The 26,921-nt window shown below is 73.5% G+C and carries 13 protein-coding genes; 6 read left to right on the forward strand and 7 right to left on the reverse strand.

What is annotated here, in order from left to right; all coding sequences use genetic code 11:
• Position 1: 1 nt before the first annotated feature.
• Both ACZ592_RS02210 and ACZ592_RS02215 read left to right on the forward strand, forming a co-directional pair.
• Entirely contained in the window at positions 2 to 9,973 is a 9,972-nt protein-coding gene (locus tag ACZ592_RS02210) for an amino acid adenylation domain-containing protein (RefSeq protein ID WP_471579571.1), read from the forward strand.
• On the forward strand, positions 9,970 to 11,370 hold the full coding sequence (locus ACZ592_RS02215) for an MDR family MFS transporter (RefSeq protein WP_471579572.1): 1,401 nt from the start codon (positions 9,970 to 9,972) through the stop codon (positions 11,368 to 11,370). Before ACZ592_RS02210 ends, ACZ592_RS02215 begins: the two co-directional genes overlap by 4 nt.
• 55 nt (positions 11,371 to 11,425) lie before the next feature.
• On the opposite strand, the gene ACZ592_RS02220 is transcribed toward ACZ592_RS02215, so the two are convergent.
• From ACZ592_RS02220 to ACZ592_RS02230, 3 genes are read right to left on the reverse strand one after another with little or no spacing between them, the layout of a single operon-like run.
• A complete protein-coding gene (locus ACZ592_RS02220; protein ID WP_471579573.1) occupies positions 11,426 to 12,316 on the reverse strand; it encodes a geranyl diphosphate 2-C-methyltransferase in 891 nt (296 codons plus the stop codon).
• Between the two features lie 17 nt (positions 12,317 to 12,333).
• Positions 12,334 to 13,665, reverse strand: coding sequence for a family 2 encapsulin nanocompartment cargo protein terpene cyclase (locus tag ACZ592_RS02225; protein WP_471579574.1), 1,332 nt, complete (start codon positions 13,663 to 13,665; stop codon positions 12,334 to 12,336).
• Between the two features lie 35 nt (positions 13,666 to 13,700).
• Positions 13,701 to 15,113 carry a family 2B encapsulin nanocompartment shell protein gene (locus tag ACZ592_RS02230; protein ID WP_471579575.1) on the reverse strand — a complete coding sequence of 471 codons (1,413 nt, stop codon included), beginning with the start codon at positions 15,111 to 15,113 and terminating at the stop codon, positions 13,701 to 13,703.
• 464 nt (positions 15,114 to 15,577) lie between these two features.
• On the opposite strand from ACZ592_RS02230, the gene ACZ592_RS02235 reads away from it, so the two are divergent.
• From ACZ592_RS02235 to ACZ592_RS02245, 3 genes are all read left to right on the forward strand, one after another.
• A complete protein-coding gene (locus tag ACZ592_RS02235; RefSeq protein WP_471579576.1) occupies positions 15,578 to 16,729 on the forward strand; it encodes a hypothetical protein in 1,152 nt (383 codons plus the stop codon).
• A gap of 210 nt (positions 16,730 to 16,939) precedes the next feature.
• Positions 16,940 to 18,034 carry a winged helix DNA-binding domain-containing protein gene (locus tag ACZ592_RS02240; protein ID WP_471579577.1) on the forward strand — a complete coding sequence of 365 codons (1,095 nt, stop codon included), beginning with the start codon at positions 16,940 to 16,942 and terminating at the stop codon, positions 18,032 to 18,034.
• A 298-nt stretch (positions 18,035 to 18,332) separates the two neighbouring features.
• Positions 18,333 to 18,743 carry a cysteine/serine endopeptidase inhibitor gene (locus ACZ592_RS02245; RefSeq protein ID WP_471579578.1) on the forward strand — a complete coding sequence of 137 codons (411 nt, stop codon included), beginning with the start codon at positions 18,333 to 18,335 and terminating at the stop codon, positions 18,741 to 18,743.
• Positions 18,744 to 18,776: 33 nt separating this feature from the next.
• On the opposite strand, the gene ACZ592_RS02250 is transcribed toward ACZ592_RS02245, so the two are convergent.
• A complete protein-coding gene (locus ACZ592_RS02250) occupies positions 18,777 to 19,589 on the reverse strand; it encodes an SLC13 family permease (protein WP_471579579.1) in 813 nt (270 codons plus the stop codon).
• 113 nt (positions 19,590 to 19,702) lie between these two features.
• Here ACZ592_RS02250 and ACZ592_RS02255 point away from each other — a divergent pair, with 113 nt between their 5' ends.
• A complete protein-coding gene (locus ACZ592_RS02255; protein WP_471579580.1) occupies positions 19,703 to 21,235 on the forward strand; it encodes a (Fe-S)-binding protein in 1,533 nt (510 codons plus the stop codon).
• Between the two features lie 16 nt (positions 21,236 to 21,251).
• Here the strand turns inward: ACZ592_RS02255 and ACZ592_RS02260 are convergent, their stop codons facing one another.
• From ACZ592_RS02260 to ACZ592_RS02270, 3 genes are all read right to left on the reverse strand, one after another.
• A complete protein-coding gene (locus ACZ592_RS02260) occupies positions 21,252 to 23,429 on the reverse strand; it encodes an FG-GAP repeat domain-containing protein (RefSeq protein WP_471579581.1) in 2,178 nt (725 codons plus the stop codon).
• 462 nt (positions 23,430 to 23,891) lie between these two features.
• Positions 23,892 to 25,313, reverse strand: a complete 1,422-nt coding sequence (locus ACZ592_RS02265) for a cellulose binding domain-containing protein (protein WP_471579582.1) — start codon at positions 25,311 to 25,313, stop codon at positions 23,892 to 23,894.
• Positions 25,310 to 26,875, reverse strand: a complete 1,566-nt coding sequence (locus ACZ592_RS02270) for a beta-N-acetylhexosaminidase (RefSeq protein ID WP_471579583.1) — start codon at positions 26,873 to 26,875, stop codon at positions 25,310 to 25,312. Before ACZ592_RS02270 ends, ACZ592_RS02265 begins: the two co-directional genes overlap by 4 nt.
• Between the last annotated feature and the right edge of the window lie 46 nt (positions 26,876 to 26,921).

Genomic DNA, 26,921 nt, shown 5'->3' on the forward strand with positions numbered 1-26,921 from the left:
GTTGAGCACCGCAAGCGCCTCCCCGGACGGCCTGCTCACCCTGACCGGCGCCCAGAGGGGCATCTGGAACGCGCAGCGCCTCGAGCCGGACTCGCCGTACTACGTGGTCGGCGACGTGGTGGAGATATCCGGCGGCGCGCCGGTCGACGTCGACGCGCTGGTCGAAGCGGTCCGGGCCACCACCGAGGAGGCCGAGACCCTGCGGCTGCGGGTGTACGACACCCCGGAGGGCCCGCGCCAGAGGATCAGTCAGGAGCCGGTCGCGCCGCCCGAGGTGGTCGACCTCAGCGGCGAGGCCGACCCCGTGGCCGCCGCCCACGCGCTCGTCGACGCCGAGCGGGCGCGGGCGGGCGCCGCGTGCCGGGGGATGGTGGACCGGCCGCTGTACGCACGTACCGTCATCCGGCTCTCCGACCGCGAGGTCTGGTACACCCAGCTCGGCCACCACCTGATCTTCGACGGCTACACCGCCGCGATGCTGGCCCGCCGCACCGCCGCCCGCTACACCGCCCTGGTGCGGGGGACCGAGCCGCGCACGTCGACGTTCGGCGGGTTCGCCGCCCTCGTCGCCGCCGATCAGGCCTACCGGGACAGCGACCGCTTCACCGAGGACCGCGCGTACTGGGTGGAGCGGTTCACCCCGCTGCCCGACACCGGCGACACCGACACCGCCGCAGGGCCGCCCGACCGCACCCTCACCGCCCGCGCCGCCCTCACCCCCGAGGAGACGGCCCGGCTGCGCGCCTACGCCGACGAGCAGGGCGTCACCTGGGGCGAGGCGCTCATCGCCTGCTACGCCGCGTTCCTGCACCGCATGCTGGGCCACACCGACGTGGTGTTCGCGCTGCCGCTGATGTGCCGTACCGGCTCCGTCGCACTGCGCACCCCCGCCATGGCCGTCAACGTCCTGCCGCTGCGCGTCAGCGTGCACGCAGGCGACGGCCTGGCCGACCTGAGCCACCGCGTCGCCGCCGCCATGAAGGAGATGCGCGACCACCAGCGCTACCGGGGCGAGGACCTGCCGCGCGACCTCGGCGTGCCCGGCGCGGGCGCGCTCCTGCACGGCCGAGGCATCAACCTCAAGGCCTTCGACCTGGCGCTCGACTTCGCGGGCTCCGGCGGCGTGATGCGCAACGTCGCGGGCGGACCGCCGGAGGACATGGGCCTGAGCGTGCTGCCCGCACGGGACGGCGGGCTGCTGCTCGGCTTCGAGGTCGACGCCCGCACCCACGACCAGGCCTCGGTCGACGGCCTGCTTTCCGGACTGCGCGCCCTGCTGTCGGGCCTGATCGAGGGGCGGCCCGTCGGGCGGATCGCCCTGGCCACCGACGTGGACCGGATCCTCGCGGCCTGGTCCCCGCCCGCGCTGCCCGGCACGCCCGTGGACGTACCGACCGCGTTCGACATGACGACCGCCGCCGACCCCGGCGCCACGGCCCTGGTCTGCGGCGACGAGCGGCTCACCGCGGCCGGGCTGGCCGACCGGGTGCACCGCGTCGCCCGCGCGCTGCGGGCCCGCGGCATCGGCACCGACGACGTCGTCGCGCTGGCGCTGCCCCGCTCCGCCGACTCCGTGGCCGCCCTCCTCGCGGTCCTCGACGCGGGCGCCGCCTTCCTGCCCCTGGACACCGCCCACCCGCCCGAGCGGCTGCGCGACCTGATCGACGACACCCGGCCCGCGCTCGTGCTGACCGCCGTCGACACGGTGGAGGGACTGCCCTGGAGCACCCTCCTCGACGAGGCCGCGGCACTGTCCGGCGCCCCCCTGACGGCCGACGAACTCGCCGCGCCCCGCCACCCCGACCACCTCGCCTACGTGATCCACACCTCCGGTTCGACCGGCCGTCCCAAGGGCGTGCTCGGCCGGGTCGGCGGCCTGGCCGCGCTCCTGCACCATCAGCGCCGCACGGTCGTGGCCGAGGCCGAGGGCGCCGCGGGCCGGCGGCTGCGCGTCTCCCACACCTACTCCTTCGCCTTCGACTCCGCCTTCGACCACCTCGTGTGGCTGCTCTGCGGGCACCAACTGCACGTCTACGACGCCGAGACCATCCGCGACGCCGACGCCCTGCTCACCGCGTACGCCCGCGACGGCATCGACATCGTGGACACCACGCCGTCGATGGCCGCACCGCTGATCGACGGCGGCCTCCTCGACCGGCGCCCGACGCTCCTCGTCCTCGGCGGCGAGGCGACCCCGCCCGCCCTGTGGCGCCGGATCGCCGAATCCGGGATCACCGCGCGCAACATCTACGGCCCGACCGAGGCCACCGTGGACGCCACGACCGCGCGGATCGACGGCGGTGAGCCGACGATCGGCCACCCCCTCGCGGGCACCCGCACCTACGTCCTGGACAGCGCGCTGCAGCCCGTGCCGCACGGCAGGACGGGCGAGCTCTACCTGGCCGGGCCGCACCTGGCCCGCGGCTACCTCGGCCGGCCGGGAGCGAGCGCCGAACGGTTCGTCGCCGACCCCTTCGGCGCGCCCGGCGAGCGGATGTACCGCACCGGCGACGTGGCCCGCTGGGTCCCGGGCCGGGGCCTTGAGTACCTCGGCCGCGGCGACGGACAGGTCAAGATCCGCGGCCACCGCGTGGAGACCGGCGAGGTCGAGGCCGCGCTCGGCGCGCTGCCCGGCGTCACCGCGGCCGCCGCCACCGTGCGCGCCTCCCGGCTGATCGGCTACGTGGTGTCCACCACGGTCACCGCCGACGAGGTCCGCGCCCGGCTCGCCGAGCGGCTGCCCGACCACATGGTGCCCGCCGCGGTGGTCGTCCTCGACGCACTGCCGGTCACCCCCAACGGCAAGCTCGACCGCGCCGCCCTGCCCGCCCCCGCGGCGGCCGCCGGCGGACGCGAGCCGGACACCGAGCGGGAGCGGCTGCTGTGCGCCGTCCTCGCCGACGTGTTCGACACCGAACGGGTCGGCGTGGACGACGACTTCTTCGCCCTCGGCGGAGACAGCATCACCGCGATCACCATCAGCAGCCGGCTGCGCGCCAAGGGCCTCGAACTGCGGCCGCGCGACCTCCTCGCCCGCCGCAGCTTCGCCGCCCTCGCCGCCTCCGCGGGCCTGGTGGAGGACGTCGCGGGACCGGCTGACGACCCGACAGGACCCGTGCCGGCGCCGCCCATCGTGCACGGCCTGCTCGACCCCCACCCGGACGTCGACGTCGTCGCCGCGTACGCGCAGTGGACCGCCCTGCGCGTCGGCGAACTCGCCCACGGCGAACTCGTCGCGGGCGTCCAGGCCGTCCTCGACCACCACGATGCCCTGCGCCTGCGCGTGGGCGACGGCCTTGAGGTGCTGCCCCGCGGCGCGGTCAAGGCCGTCGTCGACGAGGTCCACGGCGAGGACGTGACCGCCCTCGCCCGGCGCCTGGCCGGACAGCTCGACCCGCGCTCGGGCGATCTGCTGCGCGCGGCCCTGCTCCGTACCGGCGACGGCGGGCCCGACCGTCTGGTCGTCGTCGTGCACCACCTCGCCATGGACGGCGTGTCCTGGCGGATCCTGCTGCCCGACCTGTACACGGCCTGCACGGGCGGCACCCTCGAACCCGCCGGGGCGTCCTGGCGGCGCCATGCCCTGCTCCTCGCCGAACAGGGCGAGTCCGGCGCGCGCCGCGGCGAACTCGCCCACTGGCGTGCCGCGTTGGCCGACGCGTCCCGGATCGGCACCCGCCCTCTCGATCAGCGACGGGACACGGTCGCCACCGCCCGCCAGTCGGTGACCGTGGCCTCGCCCGAGGTCACCGAGGCGCTGCTCACCACACTGCCCGCGGCCTACCGCGCCGGCGTCGACGAGGTGCTCCTCGCCGCGCTCGTGCTGGCCCTGCGGGAGTGGGGCCTGTCGGGCGACGCCGTCACCGTGTCGATGGAGGGCCACGGCCGCGAACACCTCGACCTGTCCCGTACGGTCGGCTGGTTCACCAGCGAGTACCCGGTCCGCGTGCCCGCGGCCGACGGTGTGGGGCAGGTGCTGCGCGCGGCCAAGGAGGCCCGCCGCGGTGTCCCCGACGCCGGCATCGGCTACGGCGTGCTGCGCCACCTCGACCCGGACCACAGCGCCGAGTTCGCGGCGACCGCGCCGCCGGACGTCCTGCTGAACTACCTGGGCCGGTTCGCCTCGCTGCCCGGCACCGGATGGCAGCTGCCCGAGCGCGACGCCTTCTCGGTGATCGAGCCCGACGCCAAGGCCCTCGAGCAGGTCCTCGCCCTGAACTGCTTCGTCCACGAGGAGGGCGCGCCCCGGCTTGCCGTCGAGTGGACCGCCGCGACCCAGGTGCTCGGCGCCGACACGGTGACGGCCCTGCAGCACGCCTGGGCCGCGGCCCTGGACGCGCTGGCCGAGCACGCCCGCCACACGGCGGGCGGACTCACCCCCAGCGACCTGCCGCTGGTCGACCTCGACCAGAGCGCCATCGACGCCCTCGAACGCACCGGCCGCCTCACCGACGTCCTGCCCGCCACACCCCTGCAGGTCGGTCTCTCCTTCCACACCCTGGTCCGCGACGACCAGGACGCCGACGTGTACGTCGTCCAGGCCGTGACGACCCTGATCGGCGACCTCGTACCGGAGCGGATGGCCGAGGCCGCCCGCGAACTCCTGCGCCGCCACCCCGCGTTGCGCGTGTACCTGGGCACCGCGGGCGACGACGTGGTCCAGGTGATCCCCGCCGACGTGGCCCTCGACTGGCGCCAGGACGACGGATTCCCCGAAGCGGCGCGCGTCGACCTGGAGCGGCCCTTCGACCCGGCCAGGCCGCCGCTCATCCGCTTCCTGCTGTCCCGCGTCGGACCAGAGGAGCACAAGCTGGTCATCACCAACCACCACGCGCTGCTCGACGGCTGGTCGATGCCGATCGTCGGCCGCACCCTCCTCGCGATCTACGCCGAGCTGAGCGGGGGCCCCGCCGCGCCCGCCTCTCCTCCCCTGTCGGAGTATTTCCGCTGGCTGGCGGGCCGGGACCGCGAGGTGTCGCTCGCCGCCTGGCAGGACACGCTGGCCGGGGTCGACGACGCGACGCGGCTCGCACCCGCGAGCGCCGGGACCGGCGTCGAGCGCCCCGGCCGCGAAACCGTCGCACTGGGTCGCGAGTTCAGCGACCGGCTGCGCGCGTTCGCCCGTGAACAGGGCGTCACCCTGACCACCGTCCTCCAGACGGCCTGGGGGCTGCTGCTCGGCAAGCTCACCGGCCGCCGCGACGTCGTGTTCGGCTGCCCGGTGTCCGGGCGGCCCGCCGAGGTCGACGGCGTGGAGTCGATGATCGGCCAGCTCGGCACCACCATCCCGGTGCGCGTCCGCCACACCCAGGACCAGAGCGTGCGGGACCTCATGGCCCACGTGCACGCCGAGAGCGTCGCCCTCGCCGAGCACCACCACGTCGGTCTGCCCGAGATCCAGCGGGCGGTCGGCGTCGGCGAACTCTTCGACACCATGCTGGTGATGGAGAACTTCCCGCTGTCCAGCAGGAAGCGCACGCCGCTGGCCCCCGGGCTCGACCTGGCGGGCGTCGACATCACCGACGCCACGCACTACGCGCTGACCGTCATCGTCATCCCCGACGACGAGATCACCATCGGCCTCGGCTACCAGCCGCGCGCCTTCGGCGGGTCGGCGGTGCGCGACTACGGCCGCTGGCTGCACCACCTCCTCAAGGAGATCGTCGACGACCCGGCGCGGCCCGCCCTCGCGCTGCCCGCACTCGACGCCGAGGAGCGCGCGCGGATCCTGCGGACCGGCACCGAGATCGTCCCCGCCAGGGAACGCGGCCACTGGCTCGACGAGTTCGCCGCGTGGGTGGCCCGCAAGCCCGACGCCGAGGCCCTGGTCTGCCGCGACCGCAGCCTCAGCTACACGGATCTCGACCGCCGGGCCAACCGCCTGGCCCACGCGCTGATCGCGCACGGCGTACGGCCCCAGGACCCGGTCGCGGTCCTGCTCGGACGCGACGTCGAGATGACCGTGGCGCTGTTCGGCGTGGCCAAGGCGGGCGCCGTGTACGTCCCGATGGACGCGAGCTACCCGCAGGAGCGGCTCGCGTACATGTTCGACGACATCAGTCCGGCCGCCGTCGTGTCGACCGGCGCCGACCTGCCCGTCGCCCGCGACATCCCGGTCCTGCGCCTCGACGACCCGGCCACCCTCGCCTCCGTACCGGACACCGACCCGGCACAGGCCCGCGCCAGGCTCACCGACGACGCGCTCGCGTACGTCATCTACACCTCGGGAACCACCGGGCGCCCCAAGGGCGTCGGCGTGACCCACCGCGGCGTGCCCGACCTGATCGCGCTGCAGGAGGAGGTCGTCGGCGTCACCGAGCACGACCGGTACCTGCACTTCGCGTCGACCAGCTTCGACGTCGCGTTCTGGCAGACCATGGTGCCGCTGCTGTCCGGCGGCACCTCCGTCATCGCGCCGGAGGAGGTCCGCGTCCCCGGCGACGAGCTGCTCGACTACATCGTCGAGCACCGGGTGACCGGCGTGAACCTGCTGCCGTCGTTCCTGGCCGCGATGCCCGACGACCGCACCGTCGACCCCGACGTGTTCTTCGTCGTCGGCGCCGAGCGGCTCGACCCCGAACTGGCGCGGCGCTGGGGCCGCGGCCGCCGGGCGTTCTTCAACGCCTACGGTCCGACCGAGGTCACCATCAACTCCGTGACCTGGCACTACGACCCGGACGACGAAGGGCCGCTGCCCATCGGCCTGCCCGATCCCAACGTCCGCGCCTACGTACTGGACGGCGGTCTCCAGCCCGTCGGCGTCGGCGTCACGGGCGAGCTCCACCTCGGCGGCCCGAGCCTGGCCCGCGGCTACCTCGGCCGCCCCGGCCTGACGTCCGAGCGGTTCGTCGCCGACCCGTTCGGCCCGCCCGGCGAACGGATGTACCGCACCGGCGACCTGGTGCGCTGGCGGCCCGACGGGCAGCTGGTCTTCCTCGGCCGCGTCGACCACCAGGTCAAGGTGCGCGGATTCCGCGTGGAGCTGGGCGAGATCGAGTCCACGCTGACCCGGCACCCCGACGTACGCGCCTGCGCCGTGATCGTGCGCGACAACCGGCTCGTCGGCTACGTCATCCCGACCGACGGCACCGCACCGGACACCGCGCGGATACGCGAGTTCCTGGCCGGGGAACTCCCCGACCACATGGTGCCGACCGCCCTCGTCCCCCTCGACCGGCTGCCGCTGAGCCCCAGCGGCAAGCTCGACCCCACCGCGCTGCCCGACCCCGAGACCGTCGCCGCCGCGCGTCGCGAACCCGCCACCGAGGCCGAAGCGGTACTGCTCGGCGTCCTGCGGGACGTCCTCGGCACCGACGCCGTCGGCCCCGACGACGACTTCTTCGCCATCGGCGGCGACAGCATCGTGTCCCTGCAGGTCGTCTCACGGGCCCGCCGCCAGGGGCTCGGCCTGACCGCGCGCGACGTCTTCGAGGGGGCGACGGTCGCCGGCATCGCGGCCCGCGCCCGCGCCCTCGACGGCGGTACGGCACCCGCCGTCGGAGACGCGCCGCTCACCCCGGTCATGCGGGACCTGCTGCGCCGCTCCGGGAACGCCGCCGACGGGTTCTGCCAGTGGGTGGAGATCTGCGTGCCGCCGGGTGGCGACGAGACCACCTGGCGGACCGTGCTCGACGCGGTCCTGGCCCGGCACGACGTGCTGCGGGCCCGCCTCGGCGACGACGTGCTGCACATCCCGGCCGTCGGCGCTGTGACCGGAGCCGACGTCCTGACCCGCGCACCCGCGACGGACGACGACCTGCGCACCCTCGTCGACACCCACATCGCCGCGGCCCGCGACGCGATGGACCCCCGCACCGGGCCGCTGCTGCGCGCCGTGTGGGTGGACGCGGGCCCCGAACGGCCCGGCAGGCTCGTCCTGCTCGCCCACCACCTCGTCGCCGACGGCGTGTCCTGGCGCGTCCTCCTCGACGACCTGGCGCACGCCCACTCCGGCGGTTCCCTCACCCGGCACGGACAGTCCTTCCTCGGCTGGGCGCGGTCGCTGCGCGCCGCCGACCGACGCGACGAACTGCCGCACTGGCGGCGGATGACCGCGACGCAGGCCCTGGCCGAACCGCTCGACCCGGCCAGGGACACCGTGGCCACGGCACGGCACCACGAGATCCGCCTCGACGCGGCGGCGACCCGCGCCCTGATCACCACCCTGCCCGCCGCCTACCGCAGCACCCCGGACGCCGTCCTCCTCACCGCGCTCGTCCGCGCGGTCGAGGCCTGGCGCGGCACCACCGAGGTGCTGGTCGCCCTGGAGAGCCACGGCCGCCCGCAGCAGGTCGACCTCTCCCAGACCGTCGGCTGGTTCACGGCCGTCCACCCCGTAAGGCTCGACGCGGGCGACGACGTGAAGGCGGTCAGGCAACGGCTGCGCGCCCAGGGCGACGCACTCGGCTACGGCATCCTCACCTCGGCCGGCCTCCTCGACCCCGTGGAGCCGGAGATCGCCTGGAACTACCTGGGGCAGTTCCCCGGCGCTCCCGAACGGGAGACGCCGTGGCAGCCCGCCCCGGACGCCGACCCGCTCGGCTCGGGCGGCACCGACGCCCTGCCCCTGCCGCACAGCCTGATGGTCAACGCACTGGTACGGGACGACGCGCTCGGCGTCCGGATCACCTGGCCCGCCGCGCTGTTCACCGCCACCGACGTCGCGGACCTGGCCGGATGCCTGCGCACCGCGCTCCTGAACCTCGCGGCAGCGCCCGAGATCAGCGCGCTCGACAGCGACCGGCCGATCGCCGAGATCCAGCCGCTCACCCCGCTGCAGGAAGTGATGCTGCGGCACTCGCGCACCGAGCGGCCCGACCCGTACACCGTGCAGTCGACGTTCTCGCTCGCCGGCGCGCTCGACGTCGACGCGCTGGACGCGGCGGGCGCCGACCTGCTGGCCCGGCACCCGAACCTGGGCGCCGTGTTCCCCGCCGACCTCGCGGTCATCCCCAAGGCGCCCCGGCCGGAGTTCCGCGTCGTCGAAGGACCGGCCGATCAGGCCCTCGCGGCCGACCTGGCCGAGCCGTTCGACCTCGCCCGGGGACCGCTGCTGCGCCTGACCGTCATCAGGACGGGACCCGAACGCGCCGACCTGGTCATGACCAGCCACCACGTCCTCTCCGACGGCTGGTCGGCCCCGCGGATCCTCAGCGAACTGTTCGACCTCTACACGGCACGGATCCGCGGTGAGGCGCCGGACCTGTCCGCCCCCGTACCGTTCGGCGACTACCTGCGCTGGCGCGGCGAGAACGAGCCCGATCTCGCCTCCTGGGCCGCCGAGTTGGACGGCCTGCCCGAGGGTGAGTACCTGTCCGCGGGCGAACCGGGCCCTGCCTGGCAGGAACCCACGCTCATCACCTTCGACGCGGCCCTGGTGGCCGACCTCTCCCACCTCGCGGCGCGGCGCGGCCTGACCCGCAACACGCTGGTGCAGGGCGCCTGGTCGGTGCTGCTCGCCCGGCGCTCGGGCCGGGCGGACGTCTGCTTCGGCGCGATGGTCGCCTGCCGCCCGCCGGAGCTGGAGGGCGTCGAGGAGATCGTCGGACTGCTCGCCAACACCGTGCCGGTACGCGCACGCCTGGCCGGCACCCTCGCCGACACGCTCGCCGACCTGCAGGCCCGGCAGCGGGCCCTGGTGGAACACCACCACGTGGCCCTCCCCGACCTGGAGCGGCTGACCGGGCGGCGCAGGCTGTTCGACAGCCTGGTGGTGTTCGAGAACTATCCGGTCGACCCGGACCGCCTGCGCGAACCCGCCCCCGGGCTCACGGTCGTCGGCACCCGTTTCCGCGAGTCGACGCACCACCCGGTGACCCTCACGGTCATGCCGGAGGGCGATGGCTGGACGGGTGTGCTCGCCCACCGGGCCGGGGTGGACGTCGACGGCCTCGCCGACGAACTGCTCGACCTGCTCCGCACCTTGGGCGACCACCTCGACCGCGATGTCCACAACCTCCTGGAGGGCCGATGACCGGCGATGTCGCGCCACCGGCCGAGCGGGTGGACGGACAGCTCCTGCGGATCGCGTTCATCCTGGTGCTCGGCACGTTCATGGCCACGCTCGACGCCACGATCGTCAGCGTCGGGATCGACCGCCTCACCGAGGAGTTCGACGCCTCCGTCGCCGACATCCAGTGGGTGAGCACCGCCTACCTGCTGGCCGTCGTCGCCGCCGTGCCCGCGTCCGGCTGGCTGGCCGACCGCTTCGGCGGCCGGCGGACCTGGCTCGCCGCGGTGGGCGTGTTCCTGCTCGGCTCGGTGCTGTGCGCGCTGGCCTGGTCGGCGACCAGCCTGATCGTGTTCCGGGTGATCCAGGGCCTCGGTGGCGGACTGCTGCCCGCCACCGGGCAGGCACTGCTCGCCCGGATCGCGGGCCGCAACCGCACCGGCCGCGTGATCAGCGTCGTCGCGGTCGTCCCGCTGCTCTCGCCGGTGTTCGGGCCGCTGGTCGGCGGGTCCATCCTCAGCGTGGCGTCCTGGCCGTGGCTGTTCCTGGTCAACCTGCCCATCGGCGCGGTCGCCGTCCTGCTGGCCCGTCGCCACGTGCCCGTGGTGCCCGCCTCGCCGCGGCGGACCGCGTTCGACCTGCGCGGCGCGGCGCTGCTCTCGCCGGGCCTCGCCGTGCTGGTGTACGGGCTGACCGAGGTCGCCCACGGGCGCACGCTCCCCGCCACGATCGGGGTGGTGGCGGGCCTCGCGATGCTGGCCGGCTTCACCGTGCACGGGCTGCGGACCAGCGGCACACCGCTGGTGGACCCGCGGCTGTTCACGCGGCCGCCGTTCGGTGCCGCCGCCCTCGCGCTGCTCGTCCTCGGCGCGTCGGTGTTCGGCACGACGTTCCTGCTGCCGCTGTACTTCCAGACGGGACGCGGTCTCTCGGCCTGGGAGGCCGGACTCCTCCTCGCCCCGCAGGGCCTCGGCGCGGCGGCCGGTTCGGTCCTCGTCAACCGCACCATCGACAAGGTCGCCCCACGCACCCTGGTGGTCGCCGGCATCGTGCTGATCGTCGCGGGCACGGTGCCGTTCACCCAGCTCGGCCACGAGCCGCCGGACGCCGTGATCATCGCGGCGCTCGCGGTACGCGGTGTCGGCATGGCGATGATCGGCGCGCCCGTGATGAACATCGTCTACAGCCGCATCGAGCCCGAACACCTCCCGCGCGCCTCGGGAGCGCTCAACCTGCTGAACACCGTGGGCGGTTCGGTGGGCACGGCGGCCCTCGCGGTCGTCCTGGAGAACCGGCTCTCCGCCGGGGGCGACGACGTCTCGTCGGCGTTCGGCGACACCTTCTGGTGGGTGCTCGGCTTCTGCCTGCTCGCCGCCGCGGGTGCGACGCGGCTGCCGCGCACCCAGCCGCGGAAACCGTAGGAGGACGAGGAAGGGGGGCCGGGCGCGTGGTGCCCGGCCCTCCTTCCTCGTCGGCTCAGACGCGGTCGGCCGCGATCAGCACGTACTGGAAGGACCCGTCCCTGTACGAGTTGATGAACGCCTCCTCGATCCCCGTGACCAGCGAGGACGTGGCCCGCAGCTCCCAGTAGGGCAGGGTGTCGGGGGTGAGGTCGATGATCGCCTGCGGCACGAGACGGTTGTCGGCCATGGCGCGCAGGTACTCACGGCGCGAGTGGATGTTGCACTCGAAGTGCGTGTTGATCTGGGAGACCCACTTCGAGGGCTGGCCGTAGCGCGGGTTCCAGCAGCCGGTGATGGTCACGTAGCGGCCGCCGACCTCCAGGACGCGGGAGTGCTCCGCGAAGAGGTCGTGCAGATCGACGTACATGCTCGACTCGTTGTTCCAGGAGGCGGCCGCCTGACCGGTCTCGAAGGGCGTGGCGAGCATGTTGCAGACCCGGGCGCGGACGTGGTCCTGGATGCGGAGTTCCTCGGCACGCCGGTTGGCGAAGTCGGCCTGCTTGGCCGAGAGCGTGACGCCCTCGACCTTGCAGCCGAAGCGCTGGTGCGCCATCACCATCGAGCCGCCGCGGCCGCAGCCCGCGTCGACCAGCGTGTCGTCGGCCCCGATGTCGCCGAGGTGCTCCAGGAGGAGGTCGGCCTGCGCCGACTCCAGCCGGTGGAGCTCGGCGACCAGCTTCTTCTCGCTCTCGCTGTCGGCGGGGTCGCCGAGCGCGCTCCGGTCGACGTCGCCGATGCCGTAGTGGTGGTGGTACAGACCGTCGACATCGCCGAGGCGCAGGTTCACGGGCCTGGCCTCCGCGTTCCAGTAGCGGGCGATGTCCCCCTGGTAGGGCGTCGCGGGGCCGGGGATGAAGATCGAGGCGCCGGAGGTGGCGGGGGCGGTGAGGTCGGTGCTGGTCACAGATGAATCCATTCTTCCTACCAGAAGTCGGGCAGGCTGTAGCGGTACGTGTTGGTCTGGTGCCAGTAGTGGTTGCCGTCCACCCAGGCGGCGACGCCCCGCAGGAAGCGCTGCACGCCGGGGAGGGGGCAGTCGGCGGCCAGGGCCGCCGCCTCGGTCTCGAAGTCGTGCATGAGGTCGTTGTGGACCTCGACCGACTTCAGATAGGCGTCCCGGTCGGAGAGCCCCTCGCGTTCCGCGATCACGACCGGCAGGTTCAGGTGGCGGCCGGGAGCGTCGAGTTCCTTCGTGTACGAGTACAGGTCGTTCACGATGGTCGTCGCGTTCCCCGCGAGCGCGATGACCTTCTGCATGGCGGGCTGCGCGTGCAGGTCCGCCGGGAGTTCGTAGCCGCCGACGGTGTCGGTGATGGTGGGGCAGGGGCGGAAGTTGTTGAACTGGCGCATCGCCAGGTACTCCCACACCTCGGGGACCCGGTCCAGCTGTGCCCAGGCGGCCTCGGCCAGATATCCCAAGTGCAGCCGGGCCATGTCGTGCCGGTACCGGTCGGTCTGCGAGGGGCTGGCCGCCTGGTTGAAGTACTCCATGGCGGAGCGGTAGGCGCGCCGGGGCGCGTCCGCGTGGAGCGACTCGGCCCACTCGGGCTGGTACTCCCGCGTGGTGTGGAGGGGGTCGAGGGCGGTGTGTGCGAGCAGCAGCCGTTCGCCGAGCCCGACGGGCGAGCCCCCGTGATCCTCGCAGTAGCAGTCGTCCACCGCGTTCTCGGCCACCATCAGGCGGGTGGCGAGCATCAGGTGGTCGACGGTGGGCGCGTCCGGGTGGCAGCCGACCATGTAGCGGCCCACGGAGAAGCCGTCGAACTCCTCCTCCCAGTCGTCGGGATACAGGGAGACCTCGTCCAGCGCCCAGGACTTGATCCGGCGGCTGACCTCCTCGACCCGTACCGGATCGGGCTCGGGCACCGGATGGTGGTACAGCCCCGGAATCGGGGTGCCTTCCGCGGCGGCTCCCGTCGGTTCCGGCAGGGTCGCGCGTTCCACCGCCGGGACGAGCCGCAGGCCGGCGGTACCGAGGCCGCTGGGCCCGCCCAGGATCCGCCCCAGGCCGGGACCCGGCGTCGGCACCGCGGACGCCGGTGCCTCGACGGCCGGTGTCTCGACGGCGGGGGCGGCGAGGGGCGGGGTGTCGAGGGACGGCGGGGCTGCGGCGGAGGGTGCGCCGGGGGGACCGCCGAGGGCGGCCCTGATGTCGCGGGCGCGGGCCGCGGCATCGGCGAGGATCTGCGCCCCGAAGGGGGCGGCGGCCTCGGGCAGGCTCGACGGTGGAGGTGTCGGCTCGGGCGCGGGCATCCATGGCTCCTAGGTGAGGTGGGCGGCCGGGTCCGCTAGTTGGCCCAGCGGCCGATCTGCACGTTCTCCAGCACGCCGACCGCGTCCGGCACGAGGATGGCGGCGGAGTAGTAGGTGCTGACGAGGTAGGAGGTGATCGCCGTCTCGTCGACGCCCATGAACCGCACCGACAGCCCCGGTTCGTACTCGTCCGGCAGGCCGGTCTGATGCAGACCGATGACGCCCTGGTTCTCCTCGCCGGTACGCATGACGAGGATCGAGCTGGTCTGCTCCTTCGTGACGGGGATCTTGTTGCAGGGCAGGATCGGGACGCCGCGCCAGGCGGGGACCTGCTGGCCACCGAGGTCGACGTGGTCCGGGTAGAGCCCTCGGGCGCTGAACTCGCGCCCGATCGCCGCGATCGTCCTGGGGTGCGCGAGGTAGAACTTCGAGCCGCGACGGCGGCAGAGCAGTTCGTCCAGGTCGTCCGGGGTGGGCGGACCCGAGTGCGGCTGGATGCGCTGCTTGAAGTCGGCGTTGTGGAGGAGGCCGAACTCCCGGTTGTTGATGAGCTCGTGCTCCTGGCGTTCGCGCAACGCCTCGATCGTGAGCCTGAGTTGCTCCTCGGTCTGGTTCATCGGCCCGTTGTAGAGGTCGGCGATCCTCGTGTGGACGCGCAGGACGGTCTGGGCGACCGACAGTTCGTACTCACGCGGCTTCAACTCGTAGTCCACGAAGGCACCGGGCAGTTCGTGCTCCCCGGTGTGGCCCGCCGACATCGCGATCGCGGCCTCGCCGCGGTGGTTCTGGGGCTGGCGGGGGAGGGACTTGAAGTTCTCCAGGTGGTCCCGGAGGTCCGGCGCCGAGGACACCACGGACTCGAAGTCGGCGCGTGACAGCGTCAGCAGGGTGCCGGAGGTCTCGGCGGTGAAGGTGGACTCCCACCGGGCGTCCTCGTCCAGGAGGGCGTACTCCCCGAACTGGTCGCCGTCGGCGAGCACGTCCAGGGTGACCTCGTCGTCGTAACTGCCGACGGTGGTCTGACCGACGCGCCCGTGGGCGATCAGGTGGAGCTGGTCCGCGGGCGCGCCGCGGGTCGCCAGGGTCTCGCCGGCCCCGAAGTCGTGCTGGGCGCACCGGTCCGCGAGGGCCTTCAGCACGTCCGCGTCGTCGAAGCCGCGCAGCAGCGCCAGTTCGCCCAACTCGCGGGGGACCACCCGCACGTTGGCGCCGTCCTGGACGAACTCCACGCTTCCGTCGCCGACCGTGTACGTCAGGCGACGGTTGACCCGGTACGCGCCGCCCTTGGTCTCCACCCAGGGAAGCATCCGCAGCAGCCAGCGAGAGGTGATCTCCTGCATCTGCGGGGCGGACTTGGTCGTGGTGGTGAGGTTTCGTGCGGCCGCCGTGCCCAGGCTGGACTGCGGCGGCTGGTCCTGCCGCGTTTCCGGGCTCGAGTCAACAGTCATCGGGTGAGCTCTCCTTGGTCGGAGCAGGTCGGAGCGGTGTCGCACGTATGCGGACACCGCAGGGCAAGAGGAGGAATAAGGGGTATATGAACGGGAATCCGGCCAGATTCAGGAGGACCCTAACGGCCGGTCCGCCCCCCGGACCAAGGAAAGCCGCCGACATTAACTCGATACGATGATCGCGGCCCCGGGATGTTTGCCCGGGTACCGCCGTAATTCGGCCAGGATCGAGGAAAAGCCCCGGTGGGGGGCCGGATTCCGGTGGCTTTCGCCGAGGCCGGCGGCCGGCTCCACGCGCTCGACCCAGCGTGACGGGCGGTGTACCGGGCGTTCGTCCCGACCCCGTGGGACGGCGCGCGAGGGCCGCCGGGGAGGGTCGGATGCAACCGGGAACGGGAAACTGCTTCCATTGACAGGCCCACGGACCATACTGGTCGAGTCCCGATCACCCACAGAACGACTCCATGGCCAACAAGAGCACCCCACCGACCACCGCCCCCGACACCGCGTGGCTGGCGCGCGGCCGCCACATCGGGCCCGAGCCCGAGCAGGACGTCCGGCGCAACCTGATCGCCCTCAAGGCGGCCGGGGTGCTCGACGACTTCCTGGACCTCGACCCCGTCGAGGCGGCGCGCTCCACCGTCCTGCATCCGCGGGACGAGGCCGCCGACCCCGGCCCGTCGGCCCGTCGCCTCTTCGAGGCCCGCTGGCACGTGGCCGACGACGTCACCGTGCGTGCCCAGCTGACCACGTACGACCCCGACACCCGCCGCAAGGAGGGCGAGGGCGTCACCTGGGTCCTCGCCGCCGAGGCGGAGCAGGCGTGGGACGCGCACTGGCCCTCGCCCGCCACCATGTTCTGGCCCGACAGTGACCGCGTTCCCTGGGACCACGACACGGTGTCGGAGCTCCGGCTGCGGGTGGCCAACCACCTGCCCAAGGACGACGACGAGCTGCGCCACCTGCTGAAGGACTGCACCCGGCAGAGCTGGTTCGTGCACGTCGTGGTGCACGAGGCCATGACGCCGGACGCGAAGGGGCAGCAGCCGGTCTCGGCGTTCCTGCCGCCGAGCCTGCGCCACCGGGTGGTCGAGCACCGGGGCACGCCCGAGCAGGCACAGATCGCCGACTTCGCGATGAAGCGGGAGCTGAGCGTGCGGATGCCGCGCGGCGGCGCCGTCGTCCTGCCCACGACGCCGCGGCTCCCGGAGTACGACGCGGACCGTTTCACGGTGCGCAGCGTCTTCCTCGACGGCTCGGAGCCCACGGAACTCCTCGACAGGATCAAGGAGTTCGCCGCGCTGCCGCGCCCGCTGCCGGCCGAGGCGGAGGCTGCCCTGACGCGGTTGCGCCAGGGCTGGCACCTGCTCACGCCGGAGGAGGAGCTGGCCCACGCCCAGGACATGGTCACCAGGTACGCCGAGGCCCTGGACGCCATGACGAACTCCCGTGACCTGTACCGGGAGGCGGCCGACGCGGCCCAGGCCGCGCTGGCCGAGGTCACCGGCGGCGACGGCGTGCCCAGGCCACCCGGGCAACCGCAGACCAAGGGGGAGACCTCGCCGATGAACACGCTCACGAAGGTGTTCGGCCGCTTCCGCGAGCCGAAGGGGTAGCGGGCGGTCCGGCGGGGACGGCGCGCAGCGGGTCGCGGACAGAACCTGACCGCGACTGCTGGAAGGGTGATCCGCGTCGCCCCCGCCGGGGCGATCCCGCGCAGCCAGGAGCCGCCCCATGACCGACGCCGCCCCGCCTCGACCGCCCCTGCGACCGCTCCTTCGGCCGACGGAACGGCCGGCCGAAGAGCGCCCGGCGGCGGTGGCCCGGTGACCGTTCTCGACGCCCGGGCCCTCGGCCGTGCGACGCTCGCCCGCCAGCTGCTCCTCGACCGCGCCGCCCTGCCGCCCCTGGACGCCGTCGCGCACCTCTGCGGTCTGCAGGCCCAGGAACCGCAGGAGCCGTTCGTCGGACTCTGGTCCCGGCTGTGCGCCTTCGAGGCGCGGACCCTCTCCGACCTGCTCGTCGAGCGGCGCGTGGTGCGCACGCACCTCATGCGGCGCACGGTCCACCTCGTCACCGCCGACGATGCCCTGGCCTGGCGGTCCCGGCACGACGCGATGCTGCGCCAGCGGGTGCTCGGGGTGTACCGCCGCGAGCTCGACGGCGTGGACCTCGCCGAGCTCGCGGCGGCGGGCCGCGCCGTGCTGGCGGACGGCGAGCCGCGGACCATGGCCGAGCTCACGCGCGCCGTCGCCGACCGCTGGCCGACGACGGCGCCGCGCGCGCTGGGGGAGATGCTGATCGCGGGCCTCGTACCGATGGTCCAGCTGCCGCCGCGCGGGCTGTGGCGCACCAAGGCGGGCGTGCGCAACCTCCCGCTCGCCGCCTGGCTGGGGCGCGAGATCGACCCGCCGTCCCAGGGTGGCTCCGACCCGGTCGGCAGGAAGCTCGTGCGCCGCTACCTGGCCGCGTACGGACCCGCGGCCACCGCCGACCTGCGCTCCTGGAGCGGGCTCGCCGGGCTGCCGGCCGCGGTCGCCGCGAGCCGCGCGGAACTGATCGCCTTCCGCGACGAGCGCGGCAGGGAGCTGCTCGACCTCCCCGACGCACCCCGTCCCGACCCGGACACCCCCGCGCCGGTCCGTTTCCTGCCCGCCTTCGACAACGCGATCCTCGGCTACGACGACCGCGGCCGGATCATCGACGACGCCCACCGGGGCCTCTCGGTCGCCGGGGAACGCGTCGTCCTGGTCGACGGCCGCGTCGCCGCGACATGGACGGTGGCCAAGGACACCGTGGTGGCGACCCCGCTGCGCCGCTTCTCCCGGGCGGAGCGCGCGGAGGTGGCGGAGGAGGGGCGGGCGATGGCCTCCTTCCTCTCGGGCGGGGCGAGCGAGCGCGCGCGGGTCGACGCGTTCTGAGGCGGCGCCGACGGCCCAGGCCAACGGCTGCGGGCCATCGGCTGCGGGCCATCGGCCGTACGCCGCCATCGCGCCGTTCCGGGTGAGGCCCGACGCGCGGGCGTGACGCTCGCGAGGCCGCCCTCTCCCGGCTCGCCAGCTGCACCTCCCGTGATCCTCAACCGACCGTGCCTCAGCGCGTATTGACGCCATGTGAGGTGTGGGTGCCTTGATGAGCCGGGCGGCCGGCCCGCAAGCTCTCGCCGGATGAGAGCGCTCTCGGCAGGAGAGTGCCCGGTACGGGAGTGGGGTGTCCCTCATGAGGCTCAGACGGTGGACCGGCGTCGTGACCGCCGCGGTGGTAGGTGTCGCGCTCGGCGCCGGCCCGGCACACGCCGACATACCCATCGGCCAGCCGATGAACGGAAAGGCCACGTACTACAACGACAAGGGGTACGGCGCCTGCGGTACGCCCATCGACGCGTCGACGCAGGACCTGGTCGCCGTCTCCGCCGCCTGGTGGACCAGCGCGAACCCGAACAACGACCCGCTGTGCAAGGGCGTCCTGGTCCAGGTGACGTACCAGGGCAGGACGATCACCGTGCCGGTGCGGGACAAGTGTCCTTCCTGTGCCTCGACGCACATCGACCTCAGCCAGACGGCGTTCGGCAGGCTCGCGCCCCTGGACGTCGGAGTGATCAACGGGATCACCTGGAAGTTCGTGCGGTAGCCGGAACGGGGCCGATGTGCCCGGTCGGCCCGCTCAGAGTGACGTCGGCACGACGAAGAGCCCCCAGGTGACGAGGGGCCCGACCAGGCTGATGCCCAGGCCCCACGCCATGAGCCGCCGGAAGACGACGTCGCGTTGCTCCTGAGGGGTGTTGGCGGTCACGAGTGCGCCACTGGTGGAGAAGGGCGAGGCATCCACGACCGACGAGGAGATGGCCAGCGCGGTGATGAGCCCGACGGCCCCCACCCGGCCGTCCAGCAGGAACGGCACCGCCAGCGGGATGAGGGCGCCGAGCATGCCCGTGGTGGAGGCGAAGGCCGAGGCGACGGCGCCGATGAGGCAGATCAGCAGGGCGCCGAGGAGCGGTGCCTGGATGGACGCGACCTGTTTGCCGAGGTGGTCGATGGTGCCCATGCGCTCCATCTGGCTGACGAAGGTGACGATCCCGCACACCAGCAGCACGGTGGACCAGGCGCACCGGTCCACCGCGCCCCTGGCCGAGGCGGGGGAGACCAGGGAGAGCACGACGGTGACGGTGAGGGCCATCAGGCCCACATCGAGGTCGAAGAAGAGCGCGCCGACGACCAGTCCGAGCAGTCCGAGCAGTCCGAGCAGTCCGAGCAGGGTCAGGGCGCGGGGGCCGTCCAGGGTGAGGGGCGCCGGGTCCGCTCCGGACGTGCCGGGTTCGACGACGGCGAGCGTGGACCGGGGTGCGGGGGCCGTCCCGGCGGTCCCGCCGTCGGCCGGCGCGTCCGGCCGCGTGTCTGCCGGCGGACTGCCCTCCGTGTCCCCCTCGTCGGCCGCGGCGCCCCGGTCGCCGGCTCCGGAGTCGTCGTACGCACCCACGCGTCGCCCCAGCAACCGCCGCCCGCCGAAGGCGAAGAAGACGATGACGCACAGGGCGGCGTTGAAGAGGAACGAGGCCGTGAACAGGAGAGCGGGGCTGCCCGGGAGGACGGATGCGCGCGGTCGCCGAGGAGATCAAGGACCTGGTCGCCGAGTACGGCGGGGTCAACTCCGGCGAGCACGGCGACGGCCTGGCCCGCAGCGAGTTCAACCGGGAGATCTTCGGCGACAAGCTGTACGAGGCGATGCGGCAGGTCAAGCAGCTCTTCGACCCGCACGGCGTGCTCAACCCCGGAAAGATCGTGGACGCGCGGCCCATGACGGAGAACCTGCGCGACGCGGCCCTCGCGCCCGCCCAGCTCCTGCGCACCCGCCTGGCCTTCGAGGTCGTGGGCGGCGGTGGCATGCGTGCCGCGGCCGACCGGTGCATGAACATCGGACTGTGCCGCAAGTCCGGCAGCGGCACGATGTGCCCCTCCTACATGGCCACGCGCAAGGAGGAGGACTCCACCCGTGGCCGGGCGGGCGCGCTCGTCAAGGCCCTGTCCGAACCTGATCCGCGCCGGGCGCTGGGCGACGAGCGCCTCCACGAGGTCCTCGACCTCTGCCTGATGTGCAAGGCGTGCAAGAGCGAGTGCCCCCTCGGCGTCGACATGGCCACCCTCAAGAGCGAGGCGCTCTCGCACCACCACGACCTGCACGGAGTGCCGCTGCGCAGCCGCCTGTTCGGCGCGATCCGCCTCCTGAACCGCCTGGGCTCGGCCACCGCACCGCTCTCGAACCTGCCGGGCCGCCTGACACCGGTGCGCCGGATGATGGACCGTCTCATCGGCATCGCACCCGAACGCCCCCTGCCCGTCTTCGTCCGTGACAACCTGCTGCGCCGCGCACGTCGCCGACGGCCCGCCCCGGGCCCGGCACCGCTCGGAACGCTCACCTACCTCGCCGACTCCTTCACCACGTTCACCGAACCGGGCATCGGCCTCGCCGCCATCGAGCTCCTTGAACAGGCGGGCTGGCGGGTGCCGGTGGAGAGTGGCGGCTGCTGCGGCGGCTCCAGCCTGTCCAAGGGCCTGGTCGACGACGCGAAGGACAAGGCCGGGCGGCTGGTCCAGCGGCTGGCACGGGACAGCGAGCCCGGCTCGCCCATCGTGGGCTGCGAACCCTCGTGCCTGATGACCCTGCGCGACGAGCACCGGGCGCTGCTGCCCGACGACGCGGCCGTCCAGGACGTCGCCGGGCGGGTGCGCCAGGTCGAGGAACTACTCGTCGAAGCCATCGACGCGGGACGCCTGCGGCTGCGCGACGACGCCTGGCCGAGGGGCCGCAAGCTCCTCTACCACGGCCACTGCCACCAGAAGGCGGAGGTGGGCACGGCCGCGACCGTGGCTTTCCTGGAGCGCATCCCCCGGGCGACGGTGCTCGAACTCGACGCCGGCTGTTGCGGCATGGCCGGGTCCTTCGGCTTCGAGTCCGAGCACTACGAGACGTCGATGACGGTGGGCGAGGACCGCCTGTTCCCGCGATCCAGGCGGAACCCGCCGGCACCGTCGTCGTCGCCACGGGAGTCTCCTGCCGTCAGCAGATCTTCCACGGGACCGAACGCACGGCCTGGCACCCGGTGGAGCTGCTGCGGGAGGCGGTAGCGCCGCCCCGGACTCCTCAGGAGACGGAGGCCCAGTTCTTCCAGTAGTCGGCCGTCCCTGCGGCGGTCCGGTCGGCGAGCGTGCCGTTGCCCTTGCCCGCGTTGAGCCACATGCGGTTCGCGGTGTCGCGCGAGAGCACGTCCTGCCTGCCGTCGCCGTTGACGTCGCCCGCGCCGATCACCTCCTTGTAGGAGGCGCCCCACTCCTTGAACACCCGGACGCGGTCCTTGAGCTTGCCGCCGCGCAGACCGTCGTAGCGCCACAGCGTGCCGGACGTGTCCAGGGCGAGCACGTCGGCGAGACCGTCGCCGCCCAGGTCACCGGCGCCGATGACCTGCTTGTAGCCGGTCCAGGCGGAGCGGATCTGCACGCGGGGCTTGAACGTGCCGTCCGCGTCGAGCGCGTACAGGTACACGTGCCCGGTGGCCTTGTCACGGGCGAGCAGGTCCGGGCGGCCGTCGCCGGTCTGGTCGCCGCCGGAGAACAGCGTGTCGTAGCGGCTCCAGTCACGTGCCAGGCGCCGGTGCGGCGAGTCGGGCAGCGGCAGCGCACCGCACGTCGGGGTGTACAGCCGCGTCTCGCCGCCCGGCAGCCGCACGATCAGGTCGTTGCAACGGTCGCCGTCGACGTCGCCGAACGGGACGACACGCGCCTTCTCGGCCCACGGCGAGGCGTAGAAGGTGGCCGTCGGGTTGGTGGCGTCGCCGGTGTACAGCTTCATCGAGTCGCTGAACGACAGGCCGACGACGTCCGCGCGGGTGTCGTCGGCGTAGTCGTGCCAACGCGGTGTGGCACGGGTCCCCGTCGTCGCCGTGTACGACGCGGGCGCGCCGCCTCCCACGGCCGACTGCGTCCAGACGGCCACCGGGCGGCCCTTGCCGTCGACGGCAGCCCGCCCCGCACTCGTGGTGTCCTTCGTCCGCGCGCTGATCGTGCGCGGCTTCGCGGGGTCGCCGCCCTTGACGGTCTGCGCGACGAAGTCCCTGCGCAGCGTGCGGCCCCGTTCGAAGCGCTGGTGCGTGTACGTGACGACGACCGCGCCGTCGGCGGTGGCCGTCGCGCTCAGCGAGTCGTCGTCCACGTTCGAGGCCAGTTCACGCGCCGCCCGCCAACCGGCGGCCCCGGCAAGGCGGGTGGCGACTCCCGGGGACTTCGGTCCCACCAGGCCGACCGCCGTGACGTCTCCGTTCGGTGCGGTCAGGAGCTCGGCGGGCGCGTCGCTGCGTGCGCCGACGCCCGTCTGCTCGGCGGGGCCCCACTGCGTCGCACCGGCCGCCTTGCGCGCGTAACCGCCGTTCGAGAGCAGGTGGAATCCGCCCTGCGGATGCGCGGCCAGAGTGACCTGCGCGGGCCGCTCGCCGAGCTGGGGCAGGTCGCGCGGCGCGCTCCAGGAGGACGTGGTACCGGCGGGCTTCTCGACGTACGTGTAGTGCCAGCGGTACGCGGTCGGGTCCGGGTCGACGCCGTCGCCCACGTAGTGGCTGTTGCCGCCCCAGATCACGCCGACGGTGCCCGCCGGGTCGACGGCGACGCGCACGTCGCGCAGCGCGTAGTCGTAGACGTGGTCGTCGCGGACGATCGGGTCGGGCAGCCGGTCGAGGACCTTGGGCTCCGACCACCGGCCGGCGGGGCCGGACCGTTCGACGACCGTCAGACGGCGCTCCCCGTCCGCCCACGCCACGGCCTGGTGGCCCTTCGCCCCGGCCGCCACCGTCGTGACCTGGGTGCCCGCGCGGACCCCGGCCGTCGCGACCGTGCCGGTCGTCACGTCCTCGGCGGCCCCGAACGCGGTCCCGTCCGGCGCCAGACGGGACATCCGCAGGGTGCCGGTCCCGCCGTCCGCCGTACCCGTCCACCACAGCAGCGCGACGGCCCCGTCGTCGGTGCGCTGGAGCCGCGCGTCCTGCGCGGGCGCGGCGGGACGCCAGGTGGTGCTGCCCGCGGGCCGCACCGAGAGCACGGTCCTGCCGTCCTGCGTGAAGAGCCCGGCGACGGTGCCGTTCGCCGCGGCCTTCAGGTCGACGACGCCGGTGACGCCCGGCAGTTCCCTGGGCGCCGTCCACGGGCCGGGCGCGGTCGGGACGGCGGTGGCCGCGGGCGCCGCCGCGGCCGGTTGTGCGAACGGCGCGGCGGCGCCGAGCGCGAGCACGGAAGCGAGCGCGCCGCCCAAGAGCGCGCGAGACTGCGAAGTCATGTGAGAGAGCCCCCCCGGGCCTGGTGCCTGTACCTGTCCCGGCGTGCCGCCAGGAAAGTAGTCGAAGCGTATATCAGCCAAGATCATGGCACTCGGGGGATACGCCCGGACCGCGCACTCGCGGGATGCATCCCACCCCACAAGGCACCCCCCGCCCGTGCCGAGGCTCAGCCCCCCCCCCGCCGCACCGGGGTGGCGGATGCGCCCGGCGCGCACCTCGCTCGGCCCGGCCGCCGCCTCCGTGGCGATGATCCTGCTCCACCGCGGGGAGGCGACCGAGGTCCTCGAACGCCTCGTGCCGGAACCGGAGACGGTGGGGAAGTGGGTGGCCCCAAGCACGCGACCGCCGGAGCCGCCGCGCTCACCGGCCTCGGTCTCGCGTCGATGGCTGACCGGGCTGACCCGGCCTACCGAGCTGACCAGGGTGTCCGGGCGGTCCGACAGACACCTCTCACGCATGCGTCACGCAGACGGCACCGTGTCCTCGAACGAGGTGCCCGCGGACCGGTAGCCGGAGACCTTCGCCGCGACCTGCGCCGGGGTCAGCACCTGGTCCTTGACGTGCAGGACGTAGTCCACCTGCTGGTCGTACGAGCGCGGCGTGGTGCTCGACTGGCCGGCCAGGTCGATCAGCCACTGATTGAAGTTGATCGACATCGGCCGCTCGGGCAGGTACGCGGCGTCGTGCGTGCCGAACGCCTGCCCGTCGACGTAGTAGCGAATCGAGTCGTTGTCGATGGTGACCACGAGGTCGTGCCAGCCCGCGTAGCTCTGCCGGCTCTCCGTGTGCTGGTTGACTGCCTGCCACGGATCGGGGTTGTAGGTCTCCCAGGACGTCGTGTACAGGATGTTGGACGGCTCGCCCCAGCCGCCGTTGGGCAGGTACTCGAAGTCGTACTCCGCGTAGTCGTCGGCCATCGGTGCCTTCAGGTCGTTGATGGTGAAGAACGTCTGCACCACGTGGTCGCCGTCGGGGCCGCCGCGCGGGGCGTCGTTGAACTTCACGCGCGCCGCGTAGGTACCGTTCCTGAACTTCGTCGACCGGGTGAGGACCTCGGTCTGCTTCGTGCTCTCGCCCGTGCCCGCCGTCGAGGTCTCCAGGTTCATCACCGTGTTGCCGCCCGACGACGCGAACGTCACGTTCTGCGGCGCCCAGGTCGCGCCGGGCACGCCGGGGCCGCCGGAGTTGGAGCGCACGTTCCAGCCGTGTGCGGCGATCTTCGGGTCGTCGTACGCGGTGTAGGTGAAGTCGTCGAAGAGTGTGGCCCCGTCGCCGGGCGGGTCGGTCGGATCGGTGGGGTCGGTCGGGTCGTTGCCCTCGGGGGCCGTGCCCCAGACCGTCGACCCGTCGAGCTGCGCGGTGACCTTCGACCAGTTCGCGTACGTGGACTGCGCGGCGCCGAAGGAGTAGTCGTCGGCCTGGTTCAGGGACTGCCAGTCGGCACGGTGGAAGCGCAGCTGCAGGTCGCCCGTGTCGGCGCCCGCGGCGAGTGTTCCGGCGCCGGAGGTGAAGCCGATCTCCAGGTAGCGGTCGGCGGTGGCGGTCGGGTGGGCGAGCGTCCCGAACGTGCCGGTGACGTTGGCGCAGCCCTTCACCGCCCAGGAGCAGGCGAAACGGTAACCGGGGTTGCCCGCGTCCGCCTTGAAGTAGTAGCGGATCCTGACGCCGCTGAGCGCGACGGCGGAGCCGCCGGTGTTCTTCACCTTCAGCCACGGCTCGGCCTGATCGCTCCCGGTGGCAGCCGCGTGGTACTGCACGCTGAGATCTCCGGTGGCCGCGCTGGCGTGGGGCGGGAGCGCGAGGAGCCCCGCGCAGCCGAGCGCGGCGGCGAGCGCGCACGTGAGGGACCGCTTCGCCGAGCTGGTGAGGTTCGTCCTTCTCATGGTTGTTCCTTTCCGGAACGGTGGGGGTGGGAGAGGTACGGGTCGAGCGGGCCGTGGCGTACGTTCAGCGCGGCGAGCCGGGCGGAGTGCGCGCTCAGCCGGCCGTGGAAGCCGGGCCAGGGTGTGGGCCCGTGCCAGGCGCGGTCGGCCAGGGCGCAGAGCCGGGGGAAGGCGAGGCGGTCGACCTGCTCGGCCGTGGAGGCGAACTCGGTCCACAACTGCGCCTGCATGCCGAGGAGATGACCGGACGTCCCGGTGTCGTCAGGAACCTCGTGACCGTGCACCGCGCGCAGGTCGACCACCGATCCGGGCTGGCCCTGCGGTTCGGAGGGGGCGTCCGACTGGGCGTAGTCGAGATAGGCGGCCCGGTGGTGGCAGCTGATGACCGCGTGACCCCGCTTGAGGGCGATCCGGGTGTGCTCGGGGTCGCGCCACGTCATGACGGTGAACTCCTGCGGCAGTCCCTCGCCGGTCTCCGCCCACGCCGTCGGGACCCGGCCGCGCCCGACGAGGTGCGCCCCGATCCGGCCGAGGAACCAGCCGCGCAGCGCGGCGGTGTCCGCAAGCCCCTCGGTGGCGGCCCGGCTGCGCGCCGCCGGGCTCGCCGCCCACTCCGTGGTGGGGCACTCGTCGCCGCCGATGTGCACGTGGGGCGAGGGGAAGACGTCGAGGACCTCGTCGAGAACCGTGCGGCAGAAGTCGAGTGCCCGGTCGTCGACGGCGAGGACGGTGTCGCACACGCCCCAGTCGGTCCAGACGCCGGGGCGTCGCCCCGGAACGTTGCCGAGCTCCGGGTGGGCGGCGAGGGCGGCGCGGGTGTGCCCCGGCATCTCTATCTCCGGCACGACCGTGATGCCGCGGACGGCGGCGTACGCGACGAGATCCGTCAACTCGGTCCGCGTGTAGGCACCTTGGTGCGGGATCCCGTCGTGGAGGTCGCTGCCCGCCGGGCCGACCATCGACTCCGCGCGCCGGCCGCCCACCTCGGTCAGGCGCGGATGGGCGGGGACGGGCATCCGCCAGCCCTGGTCGTCGGTCAGATGCAGATGCAGCACGTTCAGCTTGTGCAGGGCGAGCAGGTCGACGTAGCGGTGCAGGAGGGGTGCCGGCTGGAAGTGCCGTGCCACGTCGAGCATGAATCCGCGCCAGGCGTGCCGGGGGACGTCGGTGATCTCCACGCAGGGCAGCCGCCACGGTGTGCCGGGGCGGGGCCGGTCCGACAGGGCCTCGGGAGGCAGTAGCTGACGGATCGTCTGGACGCCCCGCAGCAGGCCGGTGCGGTGGGCGGCCCGCAGGACCAGGGCGTCCGGGCCGACGGTGAGGCCGTACCCCTCCTCACCGAGGCCGCGCAACTGGGCGTCGAGCGCGAGCACCACGGGTCCGTCGGGCGCGGGCGGGAGCGGCAGCCCGGTGGCCGGCGCCAGGAGGGTGCGCAGGAGGCCGGCGGCGGGTTCGGCTCCCGCGGGTGCGCGGACCGTGGTGTCGCCGGTCAGGGTGAAGTGGCCGGGACGCCAGGCGAGTTGGGTGGGGAGCGGGACCGGCGCGGGGCGGTGTGCGAGCACTGCGAACCTCCTCGGGGCGGACGTGACGGGGCGGACGGGGCGGACC

This window comes from Streptomyces sp. NPDC040622, assembly GCF_055593965.1.

Excerpts from the sequence above, each read along its gene's own strand:
- ACZ592_RS02215 (WP_471579572.1), top strand. The coding sequence starts at position 9,970 with ATGACCGGCGATGTCGCGCCACCGGCCGAGCGGGTGGACGGACAGCTC.
- ACZ592_RS02225 (WP_471579574.1), bottom strand. The coding sequence starts at position 13,665 with ATGCCCGCGCCCGAGCCGACACCTCCACCGTCGAGCCTGCCCGAGGCC.
- ACZ592_RS02230 (WP_471579575.1), bottom strand. The coding sequence starts at position 15,113 with ATGACTGTTGACTCGAGCCCGGAAACGCGGCAGGACCAGCCGCCGCAG.
- ACZ592_RS02235 (WP_471579576.1), top strand. The coding sequence starts at position 15,578 with ATGGCCAACAAGAGCACCCCACCGACCACCGCCCCCGACACCGCGTGG.
- ACZ592_RS02245 (WP_471579578.1), top strand. The coding sequence starts at position 18,333 with ATGAGGCTCAGACGGTGGACCGGCGTCGTGACCGCCGCGGTGGTAGGT.
- ACZ592_RS02255 (WP_471579580.1), top strand. The coding sequence starts at position 19,703 with ATGCGCGCGGTCGCCGAGGAGATCAAGGACCTGGTCGCCGAGTACGGC.
- ACZ592_RS02260 (WP_471579581.1), bottom strand. The coding sequence starts at position 23,429 with ATGACTTCGCAGTCTCGCGCGCTCTTGGGCGGCGCGCTCGCTTCCGTG.
- ACZ592_RS02265 (WP_471579582.1), bottom strand. The coding sequence starts at position 25,313 with ATGAGAAGGACGAACCTCACCAGCTCGGCGAAGCGGTCCCTCACGTGC.